The following is a 19,818-nucleotide window of genomic DNA, read 5'->3' as shown; positions in this document are numbered from 1 at the left end:
CATAGCGTTACTCGGCCTTCGGCGCTTGACCATCGTCAACCACCCGGAAACGCAGTACCCCGATGACCTGGCCATCTTCGGTCAGCACCCGCACCTGCCAGCGCCCTACCGGGTTGCCGGGGAAGTTCTGCTTGTGCGTCCAGGCCCGGTAGCCTTCCTTGCGTCCGCCATGGATGTCCAGGGCGATGCGGTCGACTTCTTTGCCGTCGAACTGCCAGACATGATAAATCCGCTCGTTCAACCCGCGCGGCGCATTGATCGCGGTAAAGGCATAGAGCCCGGCGCGGATTTCGCTGGCCTTGATCTCGCTCAGGCTCTTGCCTGGCGTGCGGTTTTCCAGCTGGGTGCTGACGGCCACTTCAGTCATCCATAACGTCGCCGGTGGCACCCAGGAGCGCAGCATCCAGCCGCTGGCGCCGACGGCCAGGGTCAGCACCACCAGCATGATCCCGCGTCGCCAGTGCTGAATGGGAAAACTGCTGGCCAGGCTTGGGAATGACAGCAGCATGGCGGCCACCAAGGCCAGTTTGAAGCTTTGCGAGGTGGTCAGGTGCAGAATGATTGGTAGCGCGGTGAGCAATGCGGCGAACAGGGTCAGGGTATGCAGCGCGAGGAACAGCCAGCGGCGCGGGGCCAGCCATTTGTAGTACAACGGATCGATGATCGCTATCAGCCCGGCGGCGCCGAGCAGGCCGGTGAACACCAGCTGGCCGCTGTTCCAGGTGGTGGTGACGAAAAAGAACGGCAGGACGAAAAACAGGCTTTCCTGATGGATCATCTGCGTGGCATAGCGCAGCAGCGGCTGCGGGATCTCACGTTTGAAGACTTTTGCGAAGACCTTGGTGAAGGTGTTTTCCAGCATCAGCCAGATCCAGCTGATCAGCATCACGATGGCGATCCAGCTGGCCAGGCTGTCCTGGCGGTCGACCAATATGAAGCTGGCGATCCCGGAGATAAAACCGCCGAGGGCGATGACGCCGGGGTAGCGCTTGATCAGTTCGATCAGCCGCTGGAGATAGTGAGGCATGAAGGTGTTCGCAGGGTGAGGTTAAACCTGCACAGGATACGCTGGTTTGGGTTTGCAGGCAGGCCTCAATCGCGGGGCAAGCCCGCTCCCACCGGGAATGGAGCCACTGTGGGAGCGGGCTTGCCCCGCGACAGCGTCAGCGCCGACGCCGCCAGTGCCAGACCAGTCCGCCAGCGAGTAACAAGCCCGATAGCAACACCAGTCCATACAACGCGTTGTAACTGATCAAAGGCTCTTCGACGCGCACATACCCCGGTTCCGCCAGCAACTGATGCAAGGCCTGGTTGGCATCCTCCAGGCTGACCCGGCGCAGGGTGCGCGCCGGGTCGGCAAAGCGCCCGTCGAGGTAATCGTTCAGCGCCCCCCAATAGTAGTCCGCCAGCGCCGCATTGCCCTGGGTGGTCCAGGCCTCGCGATCGATCGCTGCCTGCTTGACCCGCGCGAAGGTGGCCGGGTCCAGGCCGTGCTTGCGCAACTGCTCGAGCATGTCGCTCAAGGCCTGTTCGGCCTCCTTGATGTCGGCACGGTCGAGGTCGGCATTGAGGCTCATCACGCCGGTGTCGCCGAAGCTTTCGCGTTGGCTGAAAGGCCCGTAGGAAAGGCCGTGCTTGAGCCGTAATTGTTCGTACAGCGCCCAGTCCAGGTAGCGCTGCAGCAGGTCGTAGGTCTGGCCGTGGTCGTTGTCCAGTACCGGCTCGAGGAACAACCAGTGCAGACGGGCACTGTCGCCCAGCCAGCCGCGGGTCAGTATGCGACGGGCTTCGGCCTTGTGGGTAATGCCGTCCAGTGCGCGGCGCTTGCCGGGCTCGGCGGGCTGCAGCTCGCCATAGCTGCGCTCCAGGTAGGCCGGCAACAGGCGGTCGAGGCCGCCCACCACGATCAGGCTCATGTTGTTGGCGGCGTACCAGTGCTGACGCACATCCTTGACCTGTTCCACGGTCATGTCGGCCACCGCCGAACGTTCGGCGCACTTGAGCCCCAGTTCCACCGCCAGCTGGTCGCTGGCGCGGTGGCCAAGGTCCTGGCGGTCCAGCCAGCGCTGCAGATGGGAATAGTGCCCGCCATCTTCGCGTTCGACGATCTTCTTCGACAGCGCCAGGGCCTTCTCGTCGATCTCGGTGTCCTTGATCACGGCCAGCAGCAGGTCGAGCACCTTGCGCTGGTTGCGCGCCGGCGCCTCGATGACAAAGGTGGTGTCGGCACTGCTGGTGTAGGCATTCCACTCACCGCCCAGGGCCTGCATGCGCGCCTCCAGCCCGCCTTCGCCGCTGCCGTCCAGGCCACTGAACAGTACGTGCTCGAGCAAATGCGGCAGCTCTTGTTGCTCACAGGGAAAATCGTCGAAGCCAACCCCGACCACCAGGCGAATCGACACATGATTGCGTTCGTAGCCGGACTTGAGCAGCACCTGCAAACCATTGGGCAGCAGGTAGCCTTCGACCTGCGAGCGGTCGAGGGCAAAGCCGGGCATGGCCCCCAGCAGCAGGCACAGGAACATCAGGCAACGCATGGCGAGCGTCCTTGCGAGCATTGTGCAGTGGTCAAGGTGAATGGGCATCGTCCGGGACACCGTCGAGCAGCAAACCGCCGGTATCGGAACCACCCAATACTACATAGGCACTGCTGCAGAACAAGGAGTTCAGTCGTTTCATATCGGCAATCAGTTCCAGGTGCAAGGCGCTGGTCTCGATACTTTGCACCACTTTACGTTGCAGGCGGCTGACATGGGCATGGGCCAGGCGCCGTTCCTGGGCGCGGAAGCGGCGTTTTTCCCGCAGCAACTGACGGGCACTTTCCGGGTCGGCGCTGAGGAAGACCGACAGACCCAGGCGCAGATTGGCCAGCAACTGGGCGTGCAGCCCGGTCAACTCTTCCAGGCCGACATCAGAGAATTCCCGGCGCTGGGAGGTTTTCTGCTGCTGCACCTTGCGCAGCATGCGTTCAATCAGGTCGCTGGCCAGCTTGAGGTTGATCGCCAGTTCGATGATTTCTGCCCAGCGCTTGCTGTCCTGACCGCTCAAGTCCTCGCGGGGCATCTGCGCCAGGTACAGTTTGATCGCGTTGTTCAGCGCTTCGACGTCTTCGCCGAGGCTGCGCACCTGCTGCGTCATCGCCGTGTGGATGCCCAGCAGCACACCGTGCATGGCGTCGAGCATGTTGTCGATCAGGTCGCCCACGCGCAGGGTCTCACGCACGGCGTTGGCCAGGGCCAGACTCGGGGTGCTCAGCGCCGCCGGATCCAGGTGCCGCGGCCGCGCCCGGCCATTGGCTTCTGCCCGCTCCGGCAGCAGCCAGCTGCAGACGCGGGCCATGGGTGTGACCGTCGGCAGCATGATCAGGCAGCGCAAGCTGTTGTAGAGCAGGTGAAAACCGATCACCAGCTCCTGGGCGCTGAACGTCAGGCTGTCCATCCAGCGCACCAGCGGGTCAAGCACCGGGATAATCAGAATCAGGCCGATCAGCTTGTACAGCAGGCTGCCCAGGGCCACCTGGCGTCCGGCCGCGTTCTGCATGCTGGTACTGAGGAAGGCCAGCAGCCCGCTACCGATATTGGCGCCAATGACCAGGCCGATGGCCACTGGCAGGCTGATCAGCTCGGCGCCGGCCAGGGTTGCGGTGAGCAGCACGGCAGCCAGGCTTGAATAGGAAATCAGCGCGAACAGCGCACCGACCAGCGCGTCGAGCAAGATGTCGCCGGTCAGTGAGGCGAACAGCACTTTCACGCCCTGGGCCTGGGTAATCGGTGCGGCGGCTTCGACGATCAATTGCAGGGCGAGAATGATCAGGCCCAGCCCGATACCGACACGGCCTAACTGCCCGGCACGGGTCTGCTTGCGCGAAAGAAAGAAGATCACCCCGAGGAAGATCAACAGCGGCGACAGCCACGACAGGTCGAAGGTCAGCACCCGCGCCATCAGCGCGGTACCGACATCGGCGCCGAGCATGATCGCCAGCGCCGGGGTCAAGGACATCAGCCCCTGACCGACAAAGGAGGTCACCAGCATCGCTGTCGCGTTGCTGCTCTGCACCATGGCGGTCACCAGAATCCCGGCGAGGAACGCCAGGGGCCGCTGGGACATGTTCTGGCTCAGCACGCGCCGCAGGTTGGAACCGTACACCCGCAGAATGCCGGTACGCACAATGTGCGTGCCCCAGATCAGCAGCGCCACGGCGGAAAGCAGATTGAGCAGGGTCAGCATTGAACAGGCCCCCTGTTGATCGTGCCCCAGTGGGGCAAATGGGTGGTGCCGTGAGCCCGGCCTGATCGCAGGCGGTTTTTCCCGGTGCTCACTTAAGCTGTAGTCGGCCCAAGGGCTTGGCGCCAGCATCGCATAGCCAGCGCGAGCTTTGAAACAATACCGTCATGAAATCAAATGAAAAAAGGGCCCCGCAGGGCCCTTTCAACAGATGCTCCAGGTTTACTGACCCGGAATGTCCTTGCGAAGTTTCACCGGCTCGCCTTGTTCCTGGTTTTTCTTGCGGGCCATGGCGGTGCGCATCTTGATGTTGATGGCTTCCACCGCCAGCGAGAAGGCCATGGCGAAGTAGACGTAGCCTTTCGGTACATGCACTTCAAAGGCTTCGGCGATCAGGACGGTACCGACGACGATCAGGAACGACAGGGCGAGCATCTTCAGCGAAGGATGCTTGTCGATGAAGTTACTGATGGCACCGGCACAGAGCATCATCACCAATACCGCGACAACGATGGCGGCGATCATCACCGGAACGTGGGAAACCATGCCGACGGCGGTGATCACCGAGTCCAGGGAGAACACGATGTCGATGATGGCAATCTGGATGATGGTGTAGAGGAACTTGCCGCCTTTGCCGGCAGGCTCGTCGTGGGTTTCATCCTCGCCTTCCAGGCCGTGGTAGATCTCTTGCGAGCTTTTCCACAGCAGGAACAGGCCACCGAAGAACAGGATCAGGTCGCGACCGGAAATGCCCTGGTCGAACACCACGAACAGATCGGCCGTCAGGCGCATCACCCAGGTGATCGACAGCAGCAGCAGAATACGGGTAACCATGGCCAGGGCCAGGCCGAAAATCCGGGTGCGCTGCTGCATGTGCTTGGGCATGCGGCTGACCAGGATCGAGATCATGATGATGTTGTCGATGCCGAGAACGATCTCAAGAGCCGTCAGGGTAAAAAAGGCAACCCAGATTTCTGGGCTGGTCAGCCATTCCATGTGTATTCCTTCGTACGATAAATGCAGAGCGCCCGGGCAAGGGGCGCGCTGCGGTTGTATGAAACTGTTGTCTTATAGGCTGCTGAACAGAGGGAAAATTCCCATGAGCAGCGCGGCGAGCATTATGCACAGGCAGACCAGCACTGCCCACTTCAAGGTGAAGCGCTGATGATCGCCGAAGTCGATGCCGGCCAGGGCCACCAGCAGATAGGTAGAGGGTACCAGCGGGCTGAGCAGGTGTACCGGTTGGCCGACGATCGACGCGCGGGCCATTTCCACTGGCGAGATGCCGTAGTGGCTGGCGGCTTCGGAGAGTACCGGCAGTACCCCGTAGTAGAAGGCGTCGTTGGACATGAAGAAGGTGAACGGCATGCTCACGATCGCAGTGATCACCGCCAGGTAAGGGCCCAGCGCTTCAGGAATCACTGCCAGCAGGCTCTTGGACATGGCCTCGACCATGCCGGTACCCGACAGGATGCCGGTGAAGATACCCGCGGCGAAAATCAGCCCGACCACCGCCAGCACGCTGCCGGAATGCGCGGCAACGCGATCTTTCTGCATTTGCAGGCAAGGATAGTTGACGATCATGGCGATACTGAAGGCGACCATGAACAGCACCGGCAGCGGCAGCAGGCCAGCGACCAGGGCAACCATCAGCGCGCTGGTCAGGGCACCGTTGAACCAGATCATTTTCGGCCGGCGCGCATCGGGGAACTGCGAAACGCTGATTTCGCTGTGGTCGATTTCGTCACCTGGCAGGTGCAGTTCGCCCAGGCGAGCGCGTTCACGCTTACCGTACATGTAGGCAATCACCAGGATCGCCACCACCCCTGCGAGCATCGCCGGGATCATCGGGACGAAGATGTCCGAAGGATCGACATGCAGGGCGCTGGCCGCACGCGCGGTCGGGCCGCCCCAAGGAGTCATGTTCATGACCCCGCCGGCGAGAATGATCAGGCCGGCCATGATCCGTGGGCTCATGCCCAGGCGGCTGTACAGCGGCAGCATGGCCGCCACGCAGATCATGTAGGTAGTGGCGCCGTCGCCGTCCATCGACACGACCAGGGCCAGTACAGCAGTGCCCACCGAGACTTTCAGCGGGTCGCCTTTGACCATCTTGAGAATTTTGCGCACGGCCGGATCGAACAGGCCGGAATCGATCATCAGACCGAAATACAGGATGGCGAACATCAGCATCACCCCGGTCGGGGCCAGCTTGGTGATGCCTTGCAGCATCATCGGTCCGATATCGCCCGAGAAGCCACCGAACAGGGCGAAAATGATCGGTACCAGGATCAGGGCGATCAAGGCCGACAGGCGCTTGGTCATGATCAGGTACATGAAGGTGATGACCATGGCAAAGCCGAGGAAGGTCAGCATAGGAGTACTCCAGGCGTATCGCGTCGAAAAAGGAACGAGTCGGGCGGATCAGCGCACGAGGCGCGGCGCATGGAATAGCGGAGGGCGTGCTGCGGGGAGGCGGTTGTAAGCAAACATCAGAATCACCATTGTTGTTGTTAATTGGGCCGGGCGCTGTACGGGAAGTCAGGTGCCCTGGCTGACCGGTCTGTGCCGGTAGTGGAGGCAATCCTAAGGCGGCAAGCTTTCAGCCAGCTTTCGCTGGCCCAAAGACGACGAGAGGTGCATTGTTGGCGTTAAGCACAGGCGCAGGAGGACAAACGATGGGCGATACATACGAAGGCGGCTGCCATTGCGGTGCCTTGCGCTACCGGGTTCGAGGGCCGATGACAGATGTTGCCCACTGTCATTGCTCGGTGTGCCGACGTGTCAGTGGCGGGCTGCTGGTGACCTGGGCGACCCTGCCCTGCGCGGATTTCCAGTGGCTGAGCGGTACGCCGCAACGCTACGACTCTTCTCCCAGCTGCGTGCGCTACTTCTGCAGTCGATGCGGGGCGCAAGTGGCGCTGACCACCGACCTGAGCCCGGAAACCATCGACATTACCATCACCACGCTGGATCAGCCGGAGCTGGCCCGGCCGCAACGGCATATCTGGACCAGTAGCCGTCTGCCCTGGCTGCATCTGGATGAGCATTTGCCGGGGGAGCCCGAAGAAACCCTCTAGGGTTGATCAGGGCAGCTGCAGGCCTCCCGCAGCCTTGTGCAGGGCACGCAAATGTTCGCCAACCTGCTTGATGTTGGCTTCGACTGCGGCGATTTCTGCAGCTCTGGCCGGGCCGAGCAGCGCACGTACTTCTTTGTCCAGATCGGCGCTGAGGCTTTGCAGCTGCTTCTGTCGCTGGCTGGACTCGCTGATCAACAGCTTGCGTTCCCCTGCCTGTGGCAAGCCGTAGCCACTGCTGCCCAGCAGTTCTGCCGGCCGGCTGAGAAAACCGCTGTTGGCAAGAATCTGCTGCAGCGTGCCATTGGCCTTGGCCACGCTCCCATCATTCGCGGCCCGACCGGTCAGGTAGCGCTGTTTAACCTCGTCCTGGGCCAGCAGCAGTTGCTGGCGCAAGCTCGCCTGCTCAAGTAGAAGCAGCGCTGCACTGGTGCGCAGATCAGCCTGTGCGAACCATTGCTGGCGTTGTTTGGCAGATTGGTCCAGCCAGGCTTCGACACTGTCCTGCGGGATCGGCAGTTGCTGTTTAAGCACCAGGAACATGGCCTGGTAACGGTCGCGGTAGGAATCGAAACGGTAACCCAGGCGCAGCGCCTCGCGCGGATCATCGAGCACGCTGACATCGGCCAGTCCGCGTCCCTGCAGCACTTCCAGCAAACCATTGGGCACGATGCTGTCCAGATCGCTCAGGCGCGGGTTGGCGGTACCACTGCGCAACAGCTTGAGGGTTTCCACTGCACAGTTGTTGGACAGGAAGTAATAGTTGCCGTCGTAGCTCCAATGCATCTCGGCGGCCTGGCGTACCAGGCTTTCCAGCTCGTTGCGCTCGAACTTGAGGGGAATCGAGGCGAGACTGCGCAATTCGGTCTTGGTGTACTCGTCGATGACCTGGGCCAGTGGCAGGACGAACAGCCGTGATGGGTAGGCCCCGGTCAGGCCGTCCCAGCTCGATAGCTGCACATCGTTGACGAAGGCGCGGTACGACAGCACCAGGTGCTGGTCGAGGTCGAGCCGGCAGTCAGGTCCACGCGGGCGTCCGGGGGCGCAAATGACCAGACGCAGCATACTGTGGCCCCAGCGGCTGACCCAGTTCTGGTTGGCCTCGGCCAACAGGTAGTCCACGGCGTACACACGCTCCGGATCGATTTCGCCCAGTGGCGTCTTGGCAAAATCATTACCGGCATTGAGAAACGGCAGCGCTTGCGGGCAGGCCGGATGTTCCGGCGCCCAGTCGAAATGCGCTTTCAGATAACCCTGCAGCGCCGGCCGCCGGCAGGCGAAGCTCGGGTCAAGGAGGAAATACTCCATGTTGACCGCGATGAATTCCTTCGGACTGCTCAGCTCGTAACTGTCGGGGCTGCGAGCAACCTGGCGGTTGTGCTGTTCGCGCTCCCCTCGCCTGCCGACATACTGCGGCCAGCCGGCCAGGTCGAGAAGGCGCGGGTCATCGCTGAGAGTAAAACGCCGTTCGCTCTGGCCGCGGCACTGTTCAGGCAGGCCGACTTTACCCTGGCTGTCGAGGTGTCGCGCACACTGGGTGATCAGGCGTCGTTCGCTGCCCTGCCAGAGGCGGGCGCGATCGTAGATATGCGTCAGCTCGTGCAGCACGGTGGCCAGCAGCTCCTGGCGCACGGTGCCGTGGGGGCGGCCGGTCTTGCGGGTAGCTGCGCTGCCATCGGTGAGGCCGGGCAGCAACCGGCGATTGAGCTCGAGGGTTGATACCAGCGACGCCTGGCCGTAGGCGTCTTCAGGCATTTTCGTGCTCCAGCTGACCCGGACACGGCGATCCAGGCGTGCCTTGAAGCTCGGCGGCAGTGCCTGCATGGCTTCGTCCAGCAGCGCCTGGCTGGCTCGTTGCTGGGCCGGTTCAAGCCCCTCGGTCTGCAGTTGCAACTGCAGGTCGGCCAGGGCTGGGCTGCCCAGTAGCGTCAGCAGGCCACCCAGCAACCAGGCGCGCAGGGTGTTCACAGGGCGAGAATGGCTTCAGCCAGGGCTTGATCGCTGGCCTGGCGTGCTTCAGGTACACGCTGGCGCAAGGTATCGAAGGCGGCTTCCAGCTGGGCGCCACGGATTTCACCGCTGCTGGCGACGTAACTGGCCGCATCGTCACGGGCTTCACGGACGACTTTGGAGTCACGGATCGAAGTGGTGGTATCTGAGGTGAAGTCGATCGAACGGCCGAACGCGCGCACGATGATATTGCTGGTGGCCACCAGGGTTTGCGCCTGGGCTACATCGGCCAGCAACAGAAGGCCAAGGGTGGCGGCAATCAGCGGGTTACGCATGGAACATCTCCGGGAGAACGAGGGTAATCATTGGACGAGAATTGCCTGCGCCAGTTCAAGGTCGGCGACAGCAAGTTCGGGGTTGCTCTCGCGCAACCGGTTCAGGGCAGCCTGCAGTCGGGCACCGTTTATCCGGCCGTCGCTGGCGACAAACGCGGCGGCATCATCCTGGGCATTGCGCAGCAGTTTGCGATCGAAGGGCGCCGAGGTCACCTTGCTGGTGACGTAACCGCTGACGACAAGATTGTTGGTAGTGAGGTCCAGGGCGTGGGCGCTACTGGTCCAGCAGCACACAAGCAACAGCAATGGCAGATAACGCATGGGTCTCGTAGGGCTGGCAAATCAAACGGCAAAGGCTATCCCAATGCGCTGGCAAGGACCAGCGCAGGGTACCTGGCTTCATTGCATGTTGTTACATGATGAAGCCAGAAACAGACGAACTCAGAGCGCCAGGATGGCCTGGGCCAGTTGTGCGTCGCTGGCCTGCAGGCTGGGTGCCTGCTGACGGATGTGGGCGAAGGCACTTTCCAACTTCACGCCGCGAATCTCGCCGTGGCTGGCAACGAAGCTGGCAGCGTCGTCACGGGCGGCGCGCACGATCTTGTCGTCACGGAACGACGAGGACACATCGGAGGTGGCATCGGTGGAAGCGGCAACGCCGCGAACAATGGTGTCGGTGGTGACGACGAAGCTGGTGGCGTTGGCAGTGGAAGCCAGAGCCAGTACCAGTGCGGCGCCAAACAAGCGAGTACGGAACATGGTCGATCTCCTGGATATAGGCGGTTCTGTGTGTCAGACGCACGCTCAGCCGGTTGCGCTACTTTTTACCAAGCTGGGTGCGCTAAGGGTATCACGCGATCAGCGTCTGCGAGTTGGACAAGATTGCGGCACGATTTATCAACTGTATCTATAAAAAATAACTCTTTGATAACTGTACCTGTCGCTTTCGCAGCCGCTCTATTCCGCGGATTCAGAACGAAAAAACCCGTCAGCAGTCACCTGCGACGGGTTTTCGGAATTCGAGGTGCCGGCCTTGGCCGGCGAGCCCTGCATTAACGCCAGAACGGCTTGCTCAGCTCTTCGTAGCGTTGTGCTTCGCTGATCCCGGCGTCGGCCAGCAGGCGCGAATCCAGACGGGCCAGTTGGTGGCGGCTGGCGATGCGGCGTTGCCACAGCATCAGGTTGGCCAGCAGGCGCAGTGGCAGCGCGGCCTTGGATTGTTCGTTGGTGCTTTCGAAAACCAAATCGGAACTGAGGGTACGTTCCATGATGTCATCCTTCCGCTTGTGGCGGCATTAGGTAGTGATTTAACTGATGCCAATGATCCTCCTCTGTCGTCCATAACAGTAGATACAGTTCACCTACATTGTGATGGGCCAGTTAACTGTTTTAGAGCACTGTTGCACACCGAATAGGCGCAACTGTACTGGTCAGCACTAAAGTGGTGCATTTTTGCTTGGGAGTTGAACGCGGGGAGGGAAAATCAGGGTGAAAGCACCGGTACAGTAGAACAGTTTTTGCAGCGTAATGTTTGCCAACTGTTCAGCCGGTGAGCATTGCGCACCACCGGCTGAAAACTGTGCGGCTTAGCTGGCGAGCATGCGCCCGGTTTCTTCCAGGTTTTCGTGCCAGGCCAGGGCTTCGCGCAAGATGTGCGGTGTATGGCCACCCTTCTCGCAGGCGCGGGTGAAGTAGTCGTTCAGCGCTTCGCGATAGTCAGGGTGCACGCAGTTGTCGATGATCACCCGTGCACGCTCGCGCGGCGCCAGGCCACGCAGGTCGGCCAGACCTTGCTCGGTGACGAGGATATCGACGTCATGCTCGGTATGGTCCACATGGCTGACCATTGGCACCACGCTGGAGATCGCCCCGCCTTTGGCAATCGACTTGGTGACGAAGATCGCCAGGTGAGCGTTGCGGGCGAAGTCGCCGGAGCCGCCGATGCCGTTCATCATCCGCGTGCCGCAGACGTGCGTGGAGTTGACGTTGCCATACAGGTCGAACTCAAGGGCGGTGTTGATGCCGATGATGCCCAGGCGGCGTACCACTTCAGGGTGGTTGGAGATTTCCTGAGGACGCAGGACCAGTTTGTCCTTGTAGCGCTCCAGGTTGCCGAACACGTCGGCATTGCGACGGCTCGACAGGGTGATGGAGCTGCCCGAGGCAAAGCTCAGCTTGCCGGCGTCGATCAGGTCGAAGGTCGAGTCCTGCAGTACTTCGGAGTACATGGTCAGGTCTTCGAACGGCGAATCGATCAGGCCGCACATCACCGCGTTGGCGATGCTGCCGATACCCGCCTGCAGCGGGCCGAGCTTGTTGGTCATGCGCCCTGCGTCTACTTCCTGTTTGAAGAAGTTGATCAGGTGGTTGGCGATGCCCTGGGTTTCATCATCCGGCGGCAACACAGTGGACGGTGAGTCCGGTTGCTCGGTGATGACGATGCCGACAATCTTGGCCGGATCGATCGGAATCGCGGTGCTGCCGATGCGGTCGTCGACTTTGACCAGCGGGATCGGCGTGCGGGTTGGCCGGTAGGTCGGGATGTAGATGTCGTGCAGGCCTTCCAGGTTGGCGTTGTGGGCCATGTTGATCTCGACGATCACCTGTTTGGCGAAGATCGCGAAGCTGGCCGAGTTGCCCACCGAAGTGGTCGGCACGATGTGGCCTTGCTCGGTGATGGCGACCGCTTCAATGACGGCAATGTCCGGCAGTTTCAGTTGCTGGTTGCGCAGCTGTTCCACGGTTTCCGACAAGTGCTGGTCGATGAACATGACCTTGCCATCGTTAATGGCCTTGCGCAGCGTGCTGTCGACCTGGAATGGCATGCGACGGGCCAGAACACCGGCCTCGGTCAGTTCCTTGTCCAGGTCGTTGCCCAGGCTGGCGCCGGTCATCAGGCTGATTTGCAGCGGAGATTGCTTGGCTCGTTCGGCCAGTGCATGCGGCACCGCCTTGGCTTCGCCGGCGCGGGTGAAGCCGCTCATGCCGACGGTCATGCCGTCCTCGATCAGGCCAGCGGCATCAGCCGCACTCATTACCTTGCTGTGCAGGGAGGACAAGCGGATACGATCACGGTACATGGATTGTTATCTCAGGCTACTAAAGCTAGATGCGCAGTCTAGTGATTTAGGCGCCCGGCGTCCCGCGACCAAGGTCGAATGCGAAGCCATGAAATAGAGCCTTCTGTCGGCTGGCCGGGCATTAAAAAGCCCCAGCCGGTACCGCGCTGGGGCTAATTGTCACAGCCTGACAAAGACTTAGTCGACGGCTTTGACCATGTCCTCGATGACCTTCTTGGCGTCGCCGAAAACCATCATGGTTTTGTCCAGATAGAACAGTTCGTTATCAAGACCGGCATAGCCACTGGCCATGGAGCGCTTGTTGACGATGATGGTCTTGGCCTTGAACGCTTCCAGGATCGGCATGCCGGCGATTGGCGACTTCGGATCGTTCTTCGCCGCCGGGTTGACCACGTCGTTGGCACCGAGCACCAGCACCACGTCGGCCTGGCCGAACTCGGAGTTGATGTCTTCCATCTCGAACACCTGGTCGTACGGTACTTCGGCTTCCGCCAGCAGTACGTTCATGTGACCAGGCATGCGTCCTGCCACCGGGTGAATCGCATACTTCACGGTGACGCCGTTGTGGGTCAGCTTCTCGGTCAGTTCCTTGAGTGCGTGCTGGGCACGGGCCACCGCCAGGCCATAGCCCGGAACGATGATCACGGTGTCGGCGTTGCTCAGCAGGAAGGTGGCGTCGTCGGCCGAACCGGACTTCACCGGACGAGCCTCCTGCGCACCGGCTGGACCGCCAGCATCTGTGGCGCCGCCGAAACCGCCGAGGATCACGTTGAAGAACGAACGGTTCATCGCCTTGCACATGATGTACGAGAGGATGGCACCCGACGAACCCACCAGCGAGCCGGCAATGATCAGCATCGAGTTGTTTAGCGAGAAGCCGATACCGGCCGCTGCCCAGCCCGAGTAGCTGTTGAGCATCGACACCACCACCGGCATGTCGGCACCGCCAATCGGGATGATGATCAGCACACCCATGATGAACGCCAGGATCAGCATCAGGGCAAAGGCGCTGTAGCTACCGGTGAAGGTGAAGACCAGGCCCAGGCCGATGGTTGCCAGGCCCAGAATCAGGTTCAGCTTGTGCTGGCCGGTGAACTGTACCGGTGCGCCCTGGAACAGGCGGAACTTGTACTTGCCAGAGAGCTTGCCGAAGGCGATGACCGAGCCGGAGAAGGTGATCGCACCAATGGCGGCACCGAGGAACAGCTCCAGGCGGTTACCGGTCGGGATCGGGTCGCTGATGCTGGAGACGATACCCAGCGACTGCGGCTCGACCACCGCGGCAATGGCAATGAACACCGCGGCCAGACCGATCATGCTGTGCATGAAGGCCACCAGCTCGGGCATCTTGGTCATTTCCACGCGCTTGGCCATGATCGAGCCAGCGCTGCCGCCGACCAGCAGGCCGACAATCACATAGCCGATACCATCAGTGGCCAGCTCCGCGCCGAGCTTGTAGATCAGTCCGACGGTGGTGACGATCGCCAGAGCCATACCGAGCATGCCGAACAGGTTGCCGCGCCGCGAGGTGGTCGGGTGCGACAGACCCTTGAGCGCCTGGATGAAGCAGATCGAGGCGACGAGGTAGAGAAGTGTTACCAGGTTCATGCTCATGTTTACTGCTTCCCCTCAGCCTTTACGGCTTTCTTCTTGAACATCTCCAGCATGCGCCGGGTGACGAGGAAACCACCGAATACGTTGACCGCTGCCAGGGCCACCGCGAGGGTGCCCATGATCTTGCCCAGCGGTGTTACGGTCAGCGCGGCGGCCAGCATGGCGCCGACGATGACGATGGCGGAAATGGCGTTGGTAACCGCCATCAGAGGGGTATGCAGTGCCGGGGTGACGTTCCACACCACGTGGTAACCGACATAGATCGCCAGCACGAAAATGATCAGGTTATAGACGCCGTGAGAGATCAGCATGTCTTCCATTGTCTGGCTCCTTATCCGTTCTTGCGGATGATCTGGCCGTCGCGGCACATCAGGCACGCGGCGACGATATCGTCTTCGAGGTTGATCACAAGCGCACTGTCCTTGTCGAACAGCAGCTTCATGAAGTCGAGCAGGTTGCGGGCATACAGGGCCGAGGCGTCGGCACCTACCTGCGCGGGCAGGTTGGTCGGGCCGACAATGGTCACGCCCTGCTCTACCACCACCTGATCGGCGACGGTCAGCGGGCAGTTGCCGCCCTGGGCCGCCGCCAGGTCAATGACCACCGAGCCCGGCTTCATTTGCGCAACGGTCTCGGCGCTGAGCAGGGTCGGCGCCTTACGGCCGGGAATCAGCGCGGTGGTGATAACGATATCAGCCTGTTTCGCACGCTCGTGCACGGCCTGGGCCTGACGCTGCATCCAGCTGGCGGGCATTGGGCGGGCATAGCCGCCGACACCTTCGGCACATTCGCGTTCTTCATCGGTCTCGTAAGGGACGTCGATGAACTTGGCGCCCAACGACTCGATCTGCTCCTTCACCGCCGGACGCACGTCTGAGGCTTCGATCACCGCACCCAGGCGCTTGGCCGTGGCGATGGCCTGCAGCCCGGCCACGCCGGCGCCGAGAACCAGCACGCGAGCGGCTTTCACGGTGCCGGCTGCGGTCATCAGCATCGGCATGAAGCGCGGATAGTGATGAGCCGCCAGCAATACCGCTTTGTAACCGGCAATGTTGGCCTGCGAAGACAGCACGTCGAGGCTCTGCGCCCGGGAGGTGCGCGGCGCCGCTTCAAGGGCGAAGGCGGTTATGCCGCGCTCGGCCATCTTGGCGATGATGTCGTTGTTGAACGGATTGAGCATGCCCACCAGTACGGTGCCGCTCTTGATCTGGGCCAGTTCGCTATCGTCGGGAGCCACAACTTTCAGAACAAGCTGTGCCCCAAACGCATCGGCAGCGCTGCCAATGGTAGCGCCTGCTGCTTCATAGGCACTGTCCGGAACGCTGGCGTTGATGCCGGCGCCGCTCTGGACGGTGACCTGATGCCCCTGACCAATCAGTTTCTTGATGGTTTCCGGGGTTGCAGCAACCCGTGTTTCGCCCGTCTGCGTTTCGAGAGGAACACCAATGTGCACGTCAAATCTCCTGCGTGATCTTTTGTAGGTAAGCCAGTGCACTGCGGATGGTGCGTCTGGGGCGGCCGATCAGCACGATCCCGCCGAATTCTGGCGGGGCGCGGCATTTTGCAGGTGATTCCTGAATTGCTTCAACCAGTTTTGAAGGGTGACGCTAATCAAACTACAAGTCACCCTGTGACCGAATGTCGCAAGAACAGGCCTGAAGCCCGCAAACTATGGGCTTCAGGGAGATTACGGTAAATTTTGAAAAAATTCCGCCGAATTCTCTGAATGCGCTGAACAAAACGCGATTTATGCAGTGAAAGCCGCATAAACAGCAGGGTTAAGGGGTGTTGGAGGAGGTGGTGAAACAGTTGTGCAAAATGCGACATTTCCGTACATCTGTAGGGATCCTTTTTTGCTGACTACGGGGTCAGGTTATAGCTGTCGTCCTTGTGTGCTGCGGCATAGCGCTCGGCTTCAATCACCAGCCAATCGCGAAAAGCGCGCAGCGACGCGGATTCGACCTTGCGCTCCGGGATCATCAGGTAATACGCCTTGATGCTCGAAAGCCCATGTCGGTTGGCTACAACCAGACGCCCTTCTGCCAGTTCACGCTGGATCAGGAACGGTGGAATAAGCGCCACACCCATCTCATGCATGGCGGCCTGTGCCAACATCGAGAATAGCTCATAGCGCGGGCCAGTCATGTCGCGGGCAACGTTCATCTCCAGGCTGTTGAACCATTGACGCCAGGCGTACGGGCGTGTGGTTTGCTGGAGCAGCGGCAACTGGGCGATCTGTTCGCCGTCCAGCTGCCCTGCCCCACCCAGCAAGCCTGGGCTGCAGACCGGTACCGGGTTCTCGCCCATCAGTCGATGGGAGTGCGTGCCGGACCAGTCGGCATCCCCGAAATAGATGGCGGCATCGAACGGGGTGTCGGCAAAGAGGAAAGGCCGGGTGCGGTTGGTCAGGTTGACCGTGACTTCCGGATGGCGCTGCTGGAAGTCCTTGAGCCGGGGCAGCAGCCATTGGGTGCCGAAGGTTGGAACCACGGCGAGTTCAATGACGTTGGCGCCCTGCTGGCCCATCACCGACAAGGTATCGCGCTCCACGGCGTCGAGCTGCGTGGCCACCCGGCGGCTGTAAGAAAGACCGGCTTCGGTGAGTTTCACGCCGCGGCGTGAGCGGCGAAACAGTTCGACATTGAGAAACTCCTCGAGCCCGGCAATTTGCCGACATACGGCACCCTGAGTGAGGGACAGCTCGTGTGAAGCCTTGGTGAAGCTCTCGTGGCGGGCGGCTGCTTCGAAGCAGACCAGGGCCGCGGTGCTGGGGATCTTCCGTCGCATGTACGTCAATCTCACTAATAACGCGTAAAGATGGGCTTTCTGCCCGCTACGGAGTGAGAAATTATCACAACACTATGCGGATTCCTCGTTTGTCTCGTCGGCTGATCAGGCCTAGGATCAATGCACAACAACTCTGGTCCCATTTTTCGAGGATTCGCTCATGGCCGGTAAAGCAAGCTTCAACTGGATCGACCCGCTGTTGCTCGACCAGCAGCTCACTGAAGAAGAGCGCATGGTGCGTGACAGCGCGTATCAGTTCGCCCAGGACAAGCTGGCCCCGCGCGTGCTGGAAGCCTTCCGTCATGAGCAGACCGATCCTGCGATCTTCCGCGAAATGGGCGAAGTCGGCCTTCTCGGCGCGACCATCCCTGAGCAGTACGGTGGCAGCGGCCTGAACTACGTTTGCTACGGTTTGATCGCCCGTGAAGTGGAGCGCATCGACTCGGGCTACCGTTCGATGATGAGTGTGCAGTCCTCTCTGGTGATGGTGCCGATCAACGAGTTCGGTTCTGAAGCAACCAAGCAGAAGTACCTGCCCAAGCTTGCCAGCGGCGAATGGATCGGTTGCTTCGGCCTGACCGAGCCTGATCATGGTTCCGATCCAGGCTCGATGATTACCCGGGCGAAAAAAGTCGACGGTGGCTATCGCCTGACCGGCAACAAGATGTGGATCACCAACAGCCCGATCGCCGATGTGTTCGTGGTCTGGGCCAAGGACGATGCCGGCGATATCCGCGGCTTCGTGCTGGAGAAAGGCTGGCAGGGTCTCAGCGCTCCGGCCATTCACGGCAAGGTCGGCCTGCGCGCCTCGATCACCGGTGAAATCGTCATGGACAACGTTTTCGTGCCGGAAGAGAACATCTTCCCGGATGTGCGTGGCTTGAAAGGTCCGTTCACCTGCCTGAACTCGGCCCGCTATGGCATCTCCTGGGGCGCGCTGGGTGCTGCCGAAGCCTGCTGGCATACCGCCCGCCAGTACACCCTGGACCGCAAGCAGTTCGGTCGCCCACTGGCCGCCAACCAGCTGATCCAGAAAAAGCTGGCCGACATGCAGACCGAAATTACCATGGCCCTGCAAGGCTGCCTGCGTCTGGGCCGGATGAAGGATGAAGGCACCGCTGCGGTGGAAATCACTTCGATCATGAAGCGTAACTCCTGCGGTAAAGCGCTGGATATCGCCCGCATGGCGCGCGACATGCTCGGCGGCAACGGCATCTCCGATGAATTCGGTGTAGCCCGTCACCTGGTCAACCTGGAAGTGGTCAATACCTATGAGGGTACCCACGACGTGCACGCGCTGATTCTCGGTCGCGCACAAACCGGCATCCAGGCCTTCTACTAATAAGGAGCCAGCCCATGGGCGCGCTATCTCATCTGCGGGTGCTGGATCTGTCGCGAGTGCTGGCCGGGCCGTGGTCCGGGCAGATCCTCGCTGACCTTGGGGCCGAAGTGATCAAGGTCGAGCGCCCGGGAACCGGCGATGACACGCGTGCCTGGGGGCCGCCCTTCCTCAAGGACGCCTATGGCGAGAACACCAGTGAGGCGGCGTATTACCTGTCGGCCAACCGCAACAAGCGCTCGGTGACCATAGACTTCACTCAACCTGAAGGCCAGCGCCTGGTGCGCGAGCTGGCGGCAAAGTCCGATGTGGTCATCGAGAACTTCAAGGTAGGTGGCCTGGCTGCCTATGGGTTGGACTATGAAAGCCTGAAGGCAATCAACCCACAGCTTATCTATTGCTCGATCACCGGCTTCGGCCAGACCGGGCCGTATGCCAAGCGCGCGGGCTACGACTTCATGATCCAGGGCCTGGGCGGGCTGATGAGCCTGACCGGGCGCCCCGAGGGTGACGAAGGCGCCGGGCCGGTCAAGGTCGGTGTGGCGCTGACCGATATCCTTACCGGTCTGTACTCCACCGTGGCGATCCTGGCTGCCCTCGCCCATCGTGACCATGATGGCGGTGGTCAGCATATCGACATGGCGTTGCTCGATGTCCAGGTCGCTTGTCTGGCCAACCAGGCGATGAACTACCTGACAACCGGCACGCCGCCTCGGCGCCTGGGCAATGCCCATCCCAATATCGTGCCTTACCAGGACTTCCCTACTGCCGACGGCGATTTCATTCTTACCGTGGGCAACGATGGGCAGTTCCGCAAGTTCGCCGAAGTGGCCGGGCAACCGCAGTGGGCTGACGATCCGCGCTTTGCTACCAATAAGCAGCGGGTAGCCAATCGTGCCGAGCTGATTCCGCTGATCCGCCAAGCTACGGTGTTCAAGACCACGGCCGAATGGGTGGCGCAGCTGGAGAAAGCCGGTGTGCCCTGCGGGCCGATCAACGATCTGGCGCAGATGTTTGCCGACCCGCAGGTCAAGGCGCGTGGCCTGGCTATCGAGATTCCGCATCCGCTGGCCGGCAAGGTGCCGCAGGTGGCAAGCCCTATACGCCTTTCCGAGACGCCGGTGGAGTACCGCAATGCGCCACCGCTGCTGGGTGAGCATACCGAGCAGGTGCTGGGTGAAGTGCTGGGGTTGGCGGCGGCAGAAATTGAGCGGCTACGTGGTGCCAGCGTGTTGTAAGGATCCTTCCCTTCTATATAGAAGCGGCGTAAAAATGGCGCCTCGGGGGCTTATTGTCATAAGTTTGAAATAAGTCCTTGACGCCCCGTTTAATCTCTCTATAATTCGCCCCACTTCCGGCGCAGTCGGAACGGAAAACTCCTTGAGATTCAACGAGTTAGATGTTCCAGGTAG

General features: G+C 61.1%; 18 protein-coding genes. 3 read left to right on the top strand and 15 right to left on the bottom strand.

Going from position 1 to position 19,818, the window contains the following annotated elements; genetic code table 11:
- Window positions 1-7: 7 nt before the first annotated feature.
- The 5 genes from NPS47_RS19975 to NPS47_RS19955 all read right to left on the bottom strand — a co-directional run bounded on the left by NPS47_RS19975 (window position 8) and on the right by NPS47_RS19955 (window position 6,600).
- The gene (locus tag NPS47_RS19975; RefSeq protein ID WP_274296507.1) at window positions 8-1,027 is read right to left on the bottom strand and encodes a DUF5924 family protein; all 1,020 of its coding nucleotides are present in this window, start codon (window positions 1,025-1,027) and stop codon (window positions 8-10) included.
- Between the two features lie 136 nt (window positions 1,028-1,163).
- Complete coding sequence (locus tag NPS47_RS19970; protein ID WP_274296506.1) at window positions 1,164-2,537, bottom strand: M16 family metallopeptidase; 1,374 nt, start codon at window positions 2,535-2,537, stop codon at window positions 1,164-1,166.
- 31 nt (window positions 2,538-2,568) lie between these two features.
- Window positions 2,569-4,227 carry a Na/Pi cotransporter family protein gene (locus NPS47_RS19965; protein ID WP_274296505.1) on the bottom strand — a complete coding sequence of 553 codons (1,659 nt, stop codon included), beginning with the start codon at window positions 4,225-4,227 and terminating at the stop codon, window positions 2,569-2,571.
- Window positions 4,228-4,446: 219 nt separating this feature from the next.
- Entirely contained in the window at window positions 4,447-5,220 is a 774-nt protein-coding gene (locus NPS47_RS19960; protein ID WP_157190687.1) for a TerC family protein, read from the bottom strand.
- Window positions 5,221-5,292: 72 nt separating this feature from the next.
- On the bottom strand, window positions 5,293-6,600 hold the full coding sequence (locus NPS47_RS19955) for a CitMHS family transporter (RefSeq protein WP_274296504.1): 1,308 nt from the start codon (window positions 6,598-6,600) through the stop codon (window positions 5,293-5,295).
- A gap of 302 nt (window positions 6,601-6,902) precedes the next feature.
- Between NPS47_RS19955 and NPS47_RS19950 the strand changes: the two genes are divergently transcribed.
- On the top strand, window positions 6,903-7,304 hold the full coding sequence (locus tag NPS47_RS19950; RefSeq protein ID WP_274296503.1) for a GFA family protein: 402 nt from the start codon (window positions 6,903-6,905) through the stop codon (window positions 7,302-7,304).
- Between the two features lie 6 nt (window positions 7,305-7,310).
- On the opposite strand, the gene NPS47_RS19945 is transcribed toward NPS47_RS19950, so the two are convergent.
- From NPS47_RS19945 to NPS47_RS19900, 10 genes are all read right to left on the bottom strand, one after another.
- Window positions 7,311-9,269 (bottom strand): DUF4105 domain-containing protein, encoded by a 1,959-nt coding sequence (locus NPS47_RS19945; RefSeq protein WP_274296502.1) that lies wholly within the window; start codon window positions 9,267-9,269, stop codon window positions 7,311-7,313.
- On the bottom strand, window positions 9,266-9,586 hold the full coding sequence (locus NPS47_RS19940; protein ID WP_274296501.1) for a DUF2388 domain-containing protein: 321 nt from the start codon (window positions 9,584-9,586) through the stop codon (window positions 9,266-9,268). The genes NPS47_RS19945 and NPS47_RS19940 overlap by 4 nt, the downstream gene beginning before the upstream one ends.
- A 27-nt stretch (window positions 9,587-9,613) precedes the next feature.
- The gene (locus tag NPS47_RS19935) at window positions 9,614-9,907 is read right to left on the bottom strand and encodes a DUF2388 domain-containing protein (RefSeq protein WP_274296500.1); all 294 of its coding nucleotides are present in this window, start codon (window positions 9,905-9,907) and stop codon (window positions 9,614-9,616) included.
- Window positions 9,908-10,027: 120 nt separating this feature from the next.
- A complete protein-coding gene (locus NPS47_RS19930; RefSeq protein WP_157190692.1) occupies window positions 10,028-10,345 on the bottom strand; it encodes a DUF2388 domain-containing protein in 318 nt (105 codons plus the stop codon).
- Window positions 10,346-10,638: 293 nt separating this feature from the next.
- A complete protein-coding gene (locus NPS47_RS19925) occupies window positions 10,639-10,854 on the bottom strand; it encodes a DUF1127 domain-containing protein (protein WP_274296499.1) in 216 nt (71 codons plus the stop codon).
- Window positions 10,855-11,172: 318 nt separating this feature from the next.
- Window positions 11,173-12,666 (bottom strand): acetyl-CoA hydrolase/transferase family protein, encoded by a 1,494-nt coding sequence (locus tag NPS47_RS19920; protein ID WP_274296498.1) that lies wholly within the window; start codon window positions 12,664-12,666, stop codon window positions 11,173-11,175.
- 177 nt (window positions 12,667-12,843) lie between these two features.
- Window positions 12,844-14,280: an NAD(P)(+) transhydrogenase (Re/Si-specific) subunit beta gene (locus NPS47_RS19915; RefSeq protein ID WP_274296497.1), complete on the bottom strand. Its 1,437-nt coding sequence runs from the start codon at window positions 14,278-14,280 to the stop codon at window positions 12,844-12,846.
- Window positions 14,281-14,282: 2 nt separating this feature from the next.
- Entirely contained in the window at window positions 14,283-14,600 is a 318-nt protein-coding gene (locus NPS47_RS19910; protein ID WP_274296496.1) for an NAD(P) transhydrogenase subunit alpha, read from the bottom strand.
- 11 nt (window positions 14,601-14,611) lie between these two features.
- Window positions 14,612-15,733 carry a Re/Si-specific NAD(P)(+) transhydrogenase subunit alpha gene (locus tag NPS47_RS19905; protein WP_274296495.1) on the bottom strand — a complete coding sequence of 374 codons (1,122 nt, stop codon included), beginning with the start codon at window positions 15,731-15,733 and terminating at the stop codon, window positions 14,612-14,614.
- Window positions 15,734-16,140: 407 nt separating this feature from the next.
- Entirely contained in the window at window positions 16,141-17,067 is a 927-nt protein-coding gene (locus NPS47_RS19900) for a LysR substrate-binding domain-containing protein (RefSeq protein WP_274296494.1), read from the bottom strand.
- Between the two features lie 160 nt (window positions 17,068-17,227).
- Between NPS47_RS19900 and NPS47_RS19895 the strand changes: the two genes are divergently transcribed.
- Window positions 17,228-18,409 carry an acyl-CoA dehydrogenase gene (locus NPS47_RS19895; RefSeq protein WP_274296493.1) on the top strand — a complete coding sequence of 394 codons (1,182 nt, stop codon included), beginning with the start codon at window positions 17,228-17,230 and terminating at the stop codon, window positions 18,407-18,409.
- Window positions 18,410-18,423: 14 nt separating this feature from the next.
- On the top strand, window positions 18,424-19,644 hold the full coding sequence (locus NPS47_RS19890) for a CaiB/BaiF CoA transferase family protein (protein ID WP_274296492.1): 1,221 nt from the start codon (window positions 18,424-18,426) through the stop codon (window positions 19,642-19,644).
- Window positions 19,645-19,818 lie beyond the last annotated feature (174 nt).

This window comes from Pseudomonas putida (genome assembly GCF_028682475.1).
Classification (GTDB): domain Bacteria; phylum Pseudomonadota; class Gammaproteobacteria; order Pseudomonadales; family Pseudomonadaceae; genus Aquipseudomonas; species Aquipseudomonas putida_AG.
Note: the sequence above shows the minus strand (reverse complement) of the source record. Positions and strands in the feature narration are given on the sequence as shown.